Origin of the sequence: Arthrobacter phoenicis, assembly GCF_047238215.1 — a bacterium.
In the GTDB taxonomy this organism is placed as follows: Bacteria; Actinomycetota; Actinomycetes; order Actinomycetales; family Micrococcaceae; genus Arthrobacter.
In genome coordinates, this window is sequence record NZ_JBDFMK010000001.1 from 770,456 (window position 1) to 782,715 (window position 12,260).

At 65.0% G+C, this 12,260-nt stretch carries 6 protein-coding genes and 2 rRNA genes; 5 read left to right on the forward strand and 3 right to left on the reverse strand.

The window, feature by feature from the left end:
- Window positions 1-157: 157 nt before the first annotated feature.
- The 3 genes from ABC337_RS03445 (at window position 158) to ABC337_RS03455 (ending at window position 6,100) form a co-directional block, all read left to right on the forward strand.
- Window positions 158-1,945, forward strand: coding sequence for a putative bifunctional diguanylate cyclase/phosphodiesterase (locus tag ABC337_RS03445; protein ID WP_412882357.1), 1,788 nt, complete (start codon window positions 158-160; stop codon window positions 1,943-1,945).
- 92 nt (window positions 1,946-2,037) lie between these two features.
- Window positions 2,038-4,137, forward strand: coding sequence for an EAL domain-containing protein (locus ABC337_RS03450; protein ID WP_412882356.1), 2,100 nt, complete (start codon window positions 2,038-2,040; stop codon window positions 4,135-4,137).
- 154 nt (window positions 4,138-4,291) lie between these two features.
- Window positions 4,292-6,100: a putative bifunctional diguanylate cyclase/phosphodiesterase gene (locus ABC337_RS03455; RefSeq protein WP_412882355.1), complete on the forward strand. Its 1,809-nt coding sequence runs from the start codon at window positions 4,292-4,294 to the stop codon at window positions 6,098-6,100.
- Between the two features lie 51 nt (window positions 6,101-6,151).
- On the opposite strand, the gene ABC337_RS03460 is transcribed toward ABC337_RS03455, so the two are convergent.
- Window positions 6,152-6,982: an SDR family NAD(P)-dependent oxidoreductase gene (locus tag ABC337_RS03460; RefSeq protein ID WP_412882354.1), complete on the reverse strand. Its 831-nt coding sequence runs from the start codon at window positions 6,980-6,982 to the stop codon at window positions 6,152-6,154.
- Between the two features lie 326 nt (window positions 6,983-7,308).
- On the opposite strand from ABC337_RS03460, the gene ABC337_RS03465 reads away from it, so the two are divergent.
- Both ABC337_RS03465 and ABC337_RS03470 read left to right on the forward strand, forming a co-directional pair.
- Window positions 7,309-7,659, forward strand: coding sequence for a hypothetical protein (locus ABC337_RS03465; protein WP_412893206.1), 351 nt, complete (start codon window positions 7,309-7,311; stop codon window positions 7,657-7,659).
- Window positions 7,611-8,258 carry a glycoside hydrolase family 16 protein gene (locus tag ABC337_RS03470; RefSeq protein WP_412893207.1) on the forward strand — a complete coding sequence of 216 codons (648 nt, stop codon included), beginning with the start codon at window positions 7,611-7,613 and terminating at the stop codon, window positions 8,256-8,258. Before ABC337_RS03465 ends, ABC337_RS03470 begins: the two co-directional genes overlap by 49 nt.
- Window positions 8,259-8,354: 96 nt before the next feature.
- Here ABC337_RS03470 and rrf read toward each other — a convergent pair.
- Window positions 8,355-8,471, reverse strand: a 5S ribosomal RNA gene (gene rrf / locus ABC337_RS03475).
- A gap of 221 nt (window positions 8,472-8,692) precedes the next feature.
- Window positions 8,693-11,817, reverse strand: a 23S ribosomal RNA gene (locus tag ABC337_RS03480).
- Between the last annotated feature and the right edge of the window lie 443 nt (window positions 11,818-12,260).

The following is a 12,260-nucleotide window of genomic DNA, read 5'->3' on the forward strand; positions in this document are numbered from 1 at the left end:
AGAAGGCCCGTCCGGCGCCGCATCCCGCCCGCCCGGCGCGCCGTAGCCCGCCGCGGCCCCGCCGTGGCGGGCCGGACCGGCGTCGGCCCCTATGATCTCTGAGGGGAGGAATCACTTTGCACCAACGTCGGTCTCACAGTCGCGCGGTCCCGGCCGCATGACCATTTCAACGCGCTCCGAAGAGGACGCCCGGCTCCGCGAGGCCATGTCGCTGCTTGCGGCCACCCTCGAATCGACGGCGGACGGGATCCTGGTGGTCAGCGGCGATGGCCGGATCACCTCCGTCAACAACCAGTTCCTCGCCATGTGGGGCGTCCCCCGCACCCTGGTGGACACCGGCGACGACGAGGCCGTGATGGGTTTCGTCCTGGGCCAGCTCGCGGACCCGCAGGCGTTCCTGGCCAAGGTCACCGCCCTCTACGCGGACCCGGAGGCCGAGAGCCACGACGTGCTGTCCTTCCGTGACGGCCGGACCTTCGAACGCTACTCACGCCCGCAGAAGGTGGGCGACCGGGTGGCCGGCCGCGTCTGGAGCTTCCGCGACGTCAGCCAGGCCCGCCGCGACCAGGAACGCATCACCCAGGCCATGGCGGACCTCGCCGCGCAGGCCGGCCAGCTGCGCTCCCTGGCCTTCAACGACCCGCTGACCGGGCTCTCCAACCGCCAGCTCTTCAACGACCAGCTGGCCCATGCCCTGGCCGGCCCGTGCGGCACCGCCGTCGACGTGCTGCTCCTGGACCTGGACGACTTCAAGGAAGTCAACGACATCCACGGCCACCACGCCGGGGACCAGATGCTGATCGAGGTGGGCCGCCGGCTTCGCGCGTGTGTCCGCCCCTCCGACGTTGTAGCACGGCTGGGCGGCGACGAGTTCGTGGTGCTGATGGTCGGGTCCCTCGACGCCGACGCCGCGGCGGCCCGGATTGTCGAGTCGCTGAAGGAGCCGCTCTGGGTGGACGGATCCATGCTGCGGCCCAGCCTCAGCCTGGGCCTGGCCTCGATCAGCGCCGACGCCACCGACGCGTCCGAGCTGCTGCGCCGGGCGGACATCGCCATGTACGCGGCGAAGGCGGCCGGCAAGAACCGCTACTTGCGCTTCCAACCGGAGATGATGACCGCCCTGCTCGAACGCGCGGACCTCGAGGCCGGGCTGCGCGCCGCCGTCGAACGCGGCGAAATCACCGTCCACTACCAGCCGATCGTCGCCGCCCGGCTGGGCCGCGTGGTCAAGGTCGAGGCACTGGCCCGCTGGGAGCGCAACGGTGTCCTAGTGCCGCCGCAGCATTTCATTCCCGCCGCCGAACGCAGCGGCCTGGTGGTGGAGATCGGCACCGAGGTGCTGCTGCGCGGCTGCACCGAACTGCAGCCCTGGCTCGCCGCGGACCCGGCCCGGTCCCTGGCGGTGAACGTCTCCGGCGTGCAGCTGCAGCAGGGTAATGTCCCGGAGCTGCTGCTCTCCACCGCGGCCGCGTGCGGGGTGAACCCGCACCAGCTGGTGGTCGAAGTGACCGAGAGCGTCTTCTTCGACGACGACTGCCAGGTTCACCGCCAGCTGGTGGAGCTGCGCGGCGCCGGCGTCCGGGTGGCCCTGGACGACTTCGGCACCGGCTACTCCTCCCTGGGCCGGCTGCAGGACCTGCCCGTGGACACCCTGAAGATCGACAAGTCCTTCGTCCAGATGATCCGCACCGGCACCGAGCACCTGCCCATCCTCAACTGCATGATCAGCATGGCCCACGGCCTGGGCCTGACCGTTACCGCGGAGGGGGTCGAGACCCTGCAGCAGGCCCGATACCTGGTGGAGCGGGGCTGCGATTCGCTGCAGGGCTACATGCTCTCCACTCCCCAGCCGGCGGCAAACCTCCCCGCGGCACTGGCCCTGGCGGAGGCCGCGGCGGCCGCCCTGCGCGGCGACACCGCGCCCCGGAGGTCCCCGTTACTGTGATTTGGCTCTCATGGCCCTATGATGCTTGAAAGTTGTTGGCCACCGCGCGGCCGGCGGCACTTGACATCAAAAGCCTGGGGGCTGGCATCAACGTGGAACAAGGACTCGCAGAGACCCTGCTGACGCAGGGTCCGGACGCGTTACTGCTGCTAACCACCTCGGGGATCATCTCCTACGTCAATCCCGCGGCCGAACGGCTGTTCGGCTACGAGTCCTGCGACCTGGTGGGCGAGGAGCACACCCGCCTCCTGGCCAAGGACGACCGCGGCGGCTTCCTGCGCATCCTCGGCCGGCTGGGCGGCGACAGCACCTTCGGCATCAAGCCCTTCCCCGGAATCGGGCTGCACCGCAACGGCACCGAGATCCAGCTGGAGCTGACCTGCTCGCTGGTCAGCACCGGTGCCCGGACATCGGTGGCCGTCGCGGTGCGGGAAACCACCTACCGGGATACCGACGCCGGGCGGCGGCACGCCATCTCCATGCTGGACGCGACGCTGGAGACGACGGCGGACGGCATCGTGGTGGTCTCCAACTCCGGGCAGATCACCGGCGTCAACGAACAATACCTGCGCCTCTGGGGCATGCCGCGCGAGATCCTTGCCGAGAACGACGCCTACGCGCTGGTGAAGTTCATCGCCACCAAGCTGCAGCACCCGGACTGCTTCAAGGCCAAGGTGGCCGAGCTCTACGCCAACCATGAGCTGCACAGCCAGGACGTACTGGAATTTCAGGACGGCCGCACGGTGGAGCTGGACTCGCGGCCGCAGAAGGTGGCCGGCGAGGTGGTGGGCCGGATCTGGAACTTCCGCGACGTCACCTCCCGGGCCGTCGCGGAGGACCAGGCCCGACGGGCACTTCAGGAACTGGCGCAGCAGGCGGACCAGCTCAAGGCCCTCGCGTTCCAGGACCCGCTGACCGGCCTGGCCAACCGCATGCTCTTCAACGAACGGGCCTCCGCCGCGCTGGACTCCCCCGGCTCCGTGGCCGTGCTGCTGCTGGACCTGGACGACTTCAAGGAAGTCAACGACATCCTGGGCCACCACGCGGGCGACCAGATGCTGATCGAAGTCGCCCGGCGGCTGCAGAACTGCGTGGGCCCCCACGGCACGGTGGCCCGGCTGGGCGGCGACGAGTTCGTGGTACTGCTGGAAGGCTGCGGGGACTCCGACGCCGTCGCCCAGCGGATCGTGAGCACCCTCAACGCCCCGGTCACCATCGAGGGCGCCTTGCTGCGTCCCAGCCTGAGCCTGGGCGTGGCCAAGCGCGCGGCGGGCAAGGTGTCCTCCGCGGAGCTGCTGCGGCAGGCCGACGTCGCCATGTATGCGGCCAAGGAGGCCGGGAAGAACTGCTACGTGCACTTCCAGCCGGAGATGCTGGCCACCCTGATGGAACGCACCCAGCTGACCGCGGGGTTGCGCCAGGCGGTGGAGCTGGGCCAGATCAAGGTGTTCTTCCAGCCGGTGGTCTCCGCCAACCGGCGCGAGGTGGTGCAGTTCGAGGCACTGGCCCGCTGGGAGCGCGACGGCGTGATCATGGCCCCGGACACCTTCATCCAGACCGCCGAACGCAGCGGACTGATCCGGGACATCGGGGCCGAGGTGCTGCGGCAGAGCTGCGCCGAGCTCCAGCCGTGGCTCGCCGAGGATCCGGGCCGGACCCTGGCCGTCAACGTCTCCGGCGTGCAGCTGCAGCACAAGGACTTCGGCGAACGGGTGCTGGACATCGCCGCCTGGAGCAACGTGGACCCGCACCAGCTGGTCCTGGAGGTCACCGAGAGTGTCTTCTTCGATCCCGCCTCGCACGTGATTGCCCAGCTCAGCCACCTGCGCGCGGCCGGCATCCGGGTGGCGCTGGACGACTTCGGCACCGGGTACTCCTCGCTGGGGCGGCTGCAGGAACTGCCGGTGGACGCGGTGAAGATCGACAAGTCGTTCGTTTCCATGCTGCGCACCGGGGAGGAGCGGCTGCCCATCCTGACCTCGATGATCCACATGGCGCACAGCCTGGGCCTGCGGGTCACCGCGGAAGGGATCGAGACCCCCGCCCAGGGCCGGTACCTGATCGAGCACGAGTGCGACGCCCTGCAGGGCTACCTGTTCTCACGGCCCGCGCCGGGGACGCAGCGGGACGCTTCCCTTGCGCAGTCGGTGGAGGCCATCGAATCACTGCTGGAACCGCTCGTCGTGTACTAGAAGGGCACCACCCGGGCCGCGTGTCCGGGACTCCGGACGACACATTCGGGGCCTTTGGAAATATCCGTCGCGGCGTGAAGCCGGTATGCCGCCTGGCGCATATGATGGGGCGGATATTTATCGAATCATTTGCTTCCGGGGGGACAGCATCACTATGGACTCAGCATTCGCACACACCGTGTTGGACCACATCCCGGACGCGTTGCTGCTGCTTGCCCCCGACGGCTCCATCACCTTCCTGAACCGCGCCGCGGAGCGGCTCTTCGGCTACCCGCGGGCGCAGCTGCTGGGCGCCGATTACAGCCTCCTGCTGGCCGAAACCTCGCGTGAGGGCCTGCACGCCACCCTCTCCAGGGTGCTGGCAGGATCACACGACGGCGGCATGCCCGGGGGCACGGCCCCGCTGTTCGCCGGTGAAGGCCGCCGTGCGGACGCCGTCGAGTTTCCGGTGGAGATCACCGTGGCCGCGCTGCCTGGTGGCGGCCCGGCCGCCGTCGCACTCTCCGCCCGGGCCGCCGCACCCCGCACCACCGGAACCCAGACGGCGTCCCGCGCGGCGCAGGGCCCCTCCGCGCCCGGCCGCGCGACTACCCTGGAATCCCAGCTGGTGCCGGGCACCACGGGCGTCCTGCCGCGGCTGACCCCGGTGGAGCACGATGACCAGCTCAAGGCCGCCGTCCTCCGCGATACCCTGACCGGCCTGCCCAACGGAACACTGTTCAACGAGCGCCTGGCCGCGGCCCTGCGCCGCAAGGACTCCGTGGACGTGCTGATCATCAACGTGGACGACTTCCGCACCTACAACGACATGCTGGGCCGCTCCGCCGCGGACGAACTGCTGGTGGAGGTCGCCAGCCGGCTGCGCAACTGCATCCGCCCGCACGACACCGTGGCCCGGCTGGGCGGCGACGAGTTCGTGGTGCTGCTCACGGAATGCCACAGCATCTCGGCCGTCGCCAAGCGGATCTCGGACTCCCTGTACGAGCCGGCACGGATCGGCGGGTCCACGGTCCGTCCCGCGGTGAGCATGGGGATGGCGTCCCGGACGGCGCAGACCCACGATGGCGCGGAACTGCTGCGGCAGGCCGACTCGGCCCTGAGCGCGGCGAAGGCCGCCGGGAAGAACACCTGGCTGGAGTTCCGGCCGGAAATGCTCGCGACGCCCACGCACCAGTCCGGCGGCGAGACCGGGCTGCGCCAGGCCGTGGAGCTGGGCCAGATCTCGGTGCACTACCAGCCGGTGGTCTCCCCCGGCCTCGGTGCCGTGGTCCAGTTCGAGGCGTTCGCCCGCTGGGAGCGGCACGGCAAGCTGGTGCCGCCGAACCAGTTCCTGCCGGTGGCCGAGCAGAGCGGACTGATCCGGGAGATCGGCGACGAAGTGATGCGCCGGGCCTGCGCCGAGATCCGCCCGTGGCTGGCTGGCGACGCCGCCTACAGCGTGGCCGTGAACGTCTCCGGCCTGCAGTTCCAGCAGCGCGACTTCGCCGGTGACGTGCTCGGCATTGCCGCCTCCACCGGGGTGAACCCGCACCAGCTGATGCTCGAGCTGACCGAGAGCGTGTTCTTCGACGCCGACTCGGACGTCATCCGCCAGCTGCACCAGCTGCGCGAGGCGGGCGTCCGGATCGCCATGGACGACTTCGGTACCGGGTACTCTTCGCTGGGCCGGCTCCGGGAGCTGCCGCTGGACCAGGTCAAGATCGACCGGTCCTTTGTGGCCATGATCAAGACCGGCAAGGAGCACCTGCCGTTCTTCCGGACCATGATCAACGCCGCGCAGGCCCTGGGCCTGAAGGTCACGGCCGAGGGCATCGAGACCCCGGCGCAGGCCAAGTACCTGATGGACCTCGGCTGCGACGCGCTGCAGGGCTACCTGTTCGCGAAGCCGGCGCCAGCCAGTGACCTGGCCGGCACCATGGGCAGCGCCCTGGACGCCATCGACACCGTCGAGGCGGCCGGCTAGGCCCTCCCCGGTCCGGCTTAGGCCACTTCTGGTTCAGGCCCGCGCCCCGGGTCAGCTGCCCTTCGGGGCCACCATGGCCTCGCTGCGGTCCCACAGCTGCCGCGCCAGCGCGCCGTCGTACGCCAGCTTGTTGGCCTTCGAGAGCGCCCGCTTGGCGTAGTACCCGCCGGAGGTCCAGTCCGTCCCCGGGGTGCCGTTGGCCAGCCAGACGAGGGTGTCCGCGCCCTGTTCCGGGGTCAGCATGAAGCGCTTGAGGAAGCTGGTGTACGCCACCCGCATGGGGCTGGTGGACTCGGCCGCGAAGTTGGTGGCGACGCCGCCGGGGTGGAACGCCGCGGTCGAGATCCCGGCGTCGTGGTAGCGGCGGTGCAGTTCGCTGGTGAAGAGAATGTTGGCGAGCTTGGCGTTGCCGTAGGCCCGGTTGGTGGAGTACTTACGCTCCGCGTCGAGGTCGTCGATGTCGAAGCGGGCGAAGATCGAGTTGGCCACGCTGGAGGTGTTGATGACCTTCGCGCGGCTGGCGGTGAGCACGTCGAGCAATTCCGTGGTGAGCAGGAACGGGGCCAGGTGGTTGACCTGAAACGTCTTCTCGTGGCCGTCCACGGTGAGCTGCCGATCCCCCATGATGCCGCCGGCGTTGTTGGCCAGCACGTCGATCCGCGGGTACTTCTCCCTCAGCTCCGCGGCGAGCCGGCGGACCTGGCCCAGCTCGGCGAAGTCGGCCACGAAGTGGTCGGCGCCGATTTCCCCGGCAATCTGCGCCGTTTTCGAGGCGGAACGCCCCACGGCGACGACGTTCTCGCCTTGCGCCGCGAGGGTCCGGGCCGCGGATGCGCCGATCCCGTCGCTGGCGCCGGTGATGATGATGGTCCGTGCACTCAAGGTGGCCTCCCGTGGCTGCTGCTCTCTGGTGTTACTCAAGGGTAGTCAACGCGCGGGGCTTCCGGGCTGTTCCCGGGCAGGTAGTCCGGGCGGTGGATCCAAGAGGTCCGCCGTGTGGGGCAAGTAGTCGGTACGCCTGACGTAGGGCCGATCCGCTCATAGCCTGAAGGCTAGTGGGAGTACCGGGCCCGCCCGGACACGAGAGAAGGGATCATCGTGCGCTCAGCCCTCACATTGCTCGGTCTGACTGGGGGGACACCGGTCGTCAGGGCAAACCGTCACCGGCAGCTGTCTGTCGCTGCCCTCACCCTCGAGAGGGTGGTCCCATGAAGCACCGCTCAGTCCCCTGGATCGTCTGCCTGGTCGCCGCCGCGGTGCTCTCCAGCAGTGCCCTGCCCACCGCCGCGCCGGGTCCGGCCGCGGCTCCGCCGCCGGAGGTCTCCAGCGACGCCGGAGCGAACGCGCCCGCACCCATGAGCGGCGCGCTCGGCGGCGGACCGGACGCACCCCAGGCCGTCGGCGCGGCGCCGGCCGTGGTGCCGCCCGCCCCCGCAGCCATCAAGGCTCCCGCGGCGGACACCATGGCCGCTCCGGCGGTAGCCGCTCCCCCTCCCCGAATCCGGTGGGTGTGCCCGGGAGCTGGAACCTGGTCTTCAACGACGACTTCAACTCCCTGAACACCGCGGCCTGGACGCCGTACTGGTTCGATGACTGCGACCTCAAGTCGGTCAAGAACAATGTGAAGACCTGTTCCAGCAACGTCCGGATCGCCAACGGAGAGGCCGTACTGCAGCTTAGCGACGTCTCCTCGGGGGCGCTGCTCTCCACCAACCCCAACGACGGCGTGGCCGGGCACACCGGCTTCCAGTTCACCACCGGTTACGCGGAGGCCCGCATCTTCTTCCCGGGCACCTGTGAGACCAGCATCAGGAACTGGGGCGCCTGGTGGACCGCCGGCCAGGCCTATCCCTCTACCGGGGAGATCGACATCGCCGAACCGCTCGCCGGGGACATGTGGAGCGTGTACCACTCCGCGGCGTGGAAGAAGAGCCGGATCGTTCCCGGGTGCTGGGCCGGCGGCTATCACACGTACGGGGTACTGCGTAAGCCGGGTGCCAACGAGGTGTACTACGACGGCGTACTGGTCCACTCCTACGCCACCAGCGACAACGTCAGCCCGCACTACCTGCTGCTGAACATCGGGGTGTGGCGCGGTGCCAGGATTCTCGGTGAGGCCGGGGCCATGAGGGTGGACTATGTTCGGGTGTGGGAGTAGCCGGCGCCCTGTCTGAGCCCTGTCTGAACCTTGCCTTGGTGGTTAAAGTGGGAGAGCCTCCAACCTGGTGGTTGGAGGCTCTCGACCTAAATGATGTTCCGGCGGTGACCTACTCTCCCACACCCTCCCGGGTGCAGTACCATCGGCGCTGTGGGTCTTAGCTTCCGGGTTCGGAATGGGACCGGGCGTTTCCCCCACGCTATGACCGCCGTAACCCTTTTACCCGCTCCCCCGGTGACCTGCCCTGTGCGGGGCTGGTTTCCTGGGGTGGGAAGTCTGTGGTTACAACTCCTGCCCTGGGGCAGGTTGTGGTGTTGTATTCAATTATGGTTCGGTTCCGTGCAACACAACCCGGTGGTGGGTTTGTTGGTTGGGAACCACATAGTGGACGCAAGCAGTCTTGTTCTTCATACCCACCCCCGTGGGGGTGGTGTGTGGTGTAAGTTATCGGCCTATTAGTACCGGTCAGCTTCACGAGTCTTTAGTCCTCGCTTCCACATCCGGCCTATCAACCCAGTGGTCTGGCTGGGGGCCTCTCACACGCAAGGTGTATGGAAATCTCATCTTGAAGCGAGCTTCCCGCTTAGATGCTTTCAGCGGTTATCCCATCCGAACGTAGCTAATCAGCGGTGCACTTGGCAGTACAACTGACACACCAGAGGTTCGTCCGTCCCGGTCCTCTCGTACTAAGGACAGCCCTTCTCAAATTTCCTGCGCGCGCAGCGGATAGGGACCGAACTGTCTCACGACGTTCTAAACCCAGCTCGCGTACCGCTTTAATGGGCGAACAGCCCAACCCTTGGGACCTACTCCAGCCCCAGGATGCGACGAGCCGACATCGAGGTGCCAAACCATGCCGTCGATATGGACTCTTGGGCAAGATCAGCCTGTTATCCCCGAGGTACCTTTTATCCGTTGAGCGACGGCCATTCCACAATGTACCGCCGGATCACTAGTCCCGACTTTCGTCCCTGCTCGAGATGTCTCTCTCACAGTCAAGCTCCCTTGTGCACTTACACTCGACACCTGATTGCCAACCAGGCTGAGGGAACCTTTGGGCGCCTCCGTTACTTTTTAGGAGGCAACCGCCCCAGTTAAACTACCCATCAGGCACTGTCCCTGACCCGGATTACGGGCCGAAGTTAGATGTCCAAAGTGACCAGAGTGGTATTTCAACGATGACTCCACCCGAACTGGCGTCCGGGCTTCAACGTCTCCCACCTATCCTACACAAGCCACTCCGAACACCAATACCAAACTATAGTAAAGGTCTCGGGGTCTTTCCGTCCTGCTGCGCGTAACGAGCATCTTTACTCGTACTGCAATTTCGCCGAGTTTATGGTTGAGACAGCGGGGAAGTCGTTACTCCATTCGTGCAGGTCGGAACTTACCCGACAAGGAATTTCGCTACCTTAGGATGGTTATAGTTACCACCGCCGTTTACTGGGGCTTAAATTCTCAGCTTCGCCTTGCGGCTAACCGGTCCTCTTAACCTTCCAGCACCGGGCAGGAGTCAGTCCGTATACATCGTCTTGCGACTTCGCACGGACCTGTGTTTTTAGTAAACAGTCGCTTCCCCCTGGTCTCTGCGGCCCCGCCACGCTCCGGACAGCTAGTGTCCATCACGATAGGGGCCCCCCTTCTCCCGAAGTTACGGGGGCATTTTGCCGAGTTCCTTAACCATAATTCTCTCGATCGCCTTAGTATTCTCTACCTGATCACCTGTGTCGGTTTGGGGTACGGGCGGCTAAAACCTCGCGTCGATGCTTTTCTCGGCAGCATAGGATCACCGGATCCCCCCATACGGGGGTCCCATCGGGTCTCAGGCATCATGAACAGCGGATTTGCCTACCGTTCGCCCTACATCCTTAGACCGGGGCAACCATCGCCCGGCCCGGCTACCTTCCTGCGTCACACCTGTTAATACGCTTGCCTCCCAGGTTCAGGTCCCGCGCTCCACCAAAACCCTCACACCACAAGGGTGATCGGGCAGGTCTCGGGCGGTTAGTATCCCCTGTTCAACATGGGCGGTTTTTCGCCGGTACGGGAATATCAACCCGTTGTCCATCGACTACGCCTGTCGGCCTCGCCTTAGGTCCCGACTTACCCAGGGCAGATTAGCTTGACCCTGGAACCCTTGATCATTCGGCGGACGGGTTTCTCACCCGTCTTTCGCTACTCATGCCTGCATTCTCACTCGTGTAGGCTCCACCGCTGGTTTACACCGCGACTTCACTGCCCACACGACGCTCCCCTACCCATCCAGACGCCTGAACCACAAGGGCTTAGCAAAAATCTGAATGCCACAACTTCGGCGGTGTACTTGAGCCCCGCTACATTGTCGGCGCGGAATCACTTGACCAGTGAGCTATTACGCACTCTTTTAAGGATGGCTGCTTCTAAGCCAACCTCCTGGTTGTCTTCGCAACTCCACATCCTTTCCCACTTAGCACACGCTTAGGGGCCTTAGTTGGTGGTCTGGGCTGTTTCCCTCTCGACTATGAAGCTTATCCCCCACAGTCTCACTGCTGCGCTCTCACTTACCGGCATTCGGAGTTTGGCTGACGTCAGTAACCTTGTAGGGCCCATTAGCCATCCAGTAGCTCTACCTCCGATAAGAAACACGCAACGCTGCACCTAAATGCATTTCGGGGAGAACCAGCTATCACGAAGTTTGATTGGCCTTTCACCCCTACCCACAGCTCATCCCCTCCATTTTCAACTGAAGTGGGTTCGGTCCTCCACGACGTCTTACCGTCGCTTCAACCTGGCCATGGGTAGATCACTTCGCTTCGGGTCTAGATCACGCCACTGCAACGCCCTATTCAGACTCGCTTTCGCTACGGCTTCCCCACACGGGTTAACCTCGCGACGTAACACTAACTCGCAGGCTCATTCTTCAAAAGGCACGCCGTCACAACTACAAGGCTGCTCCGACGGATTGTAAGCACACGGTTTCAGGTACTGTTTCACTCCCCTCCCGGGGTACTTTTCACCTTTCCCTCACGGTACTGGTCCGCTATCGGTCATTAGGGAGTATTTAGGCTTATCAGGTGGTCCTGACAGATTCGCACGGGATTTCTCGGGCCCCGTGCTACTTGGGATACTCTCCAGGCGGCGTGCAAACATTTCGGTTACGGGGCTCACACCCTCTCTGGCCGGCCTTTCAAGACCGTTCACCTATGCCCACGCTCTCACCCCACTGTCCCGGCAGAGACAGAACGGAAAGTCCCACAACCCCGACCATGCAACGCCCGCCGGCTATCACACATGGAACGGTTTAGCCTGATCCGCGTTCGCTCGCCACTACTAACGGAATCACTATTGTTTTCTCTTCCTGCGGGTACTGAGATGTTTCACTTCCCCGCGTTCCCTCCACGCACCCTATGTGTTCAGATGCGGGTCACCAGGCAACTCGCGCCCCTGGCGGGGTTTCCCCATTCGGACACCCTGGGATCACAGTCCGGTTATCGACTCCCCCAGGCTTATCGCAGATTCCTACGTCCTTCTTCGGCTCCTAATGCCAAGGCATCCACCGTGTGCTCTTAAAAACTTGACCACAAAAGATCAAGGAGTAATTTCGAGAGAACCACAGAAACCAACCACACCACAACAACACCACCCACAAGGAGCAGTCATCATCGAGCGCAGCCAGATCCAGGTTCATATTCTTGGAAATTGCTTCTTATAAAAGATGCTCGCGTCCACTATGTAGTTCTCAAACAACAACCCCGTACCACACACCCCACACACCAACCCCTTGACCCGAAGGTAAGAAGTCAACAGTGTCCAGGGCGTCGCAGCCAGGAAACCAGAAACACACAAGCCCCACACCCCGCACCCACCCCCACAAAAAGGAGGGACAGACACGGACCATGGTCCTGTTGTCTCAGGACCCAACAGTGTGCCAAACACTACCCACCAGAACCCCCACCACAGCGTTCCAGGACCCCCTCAAGAGAGGATCCGTACTAACCACCGGTGAAAAACCCGACAGGCACC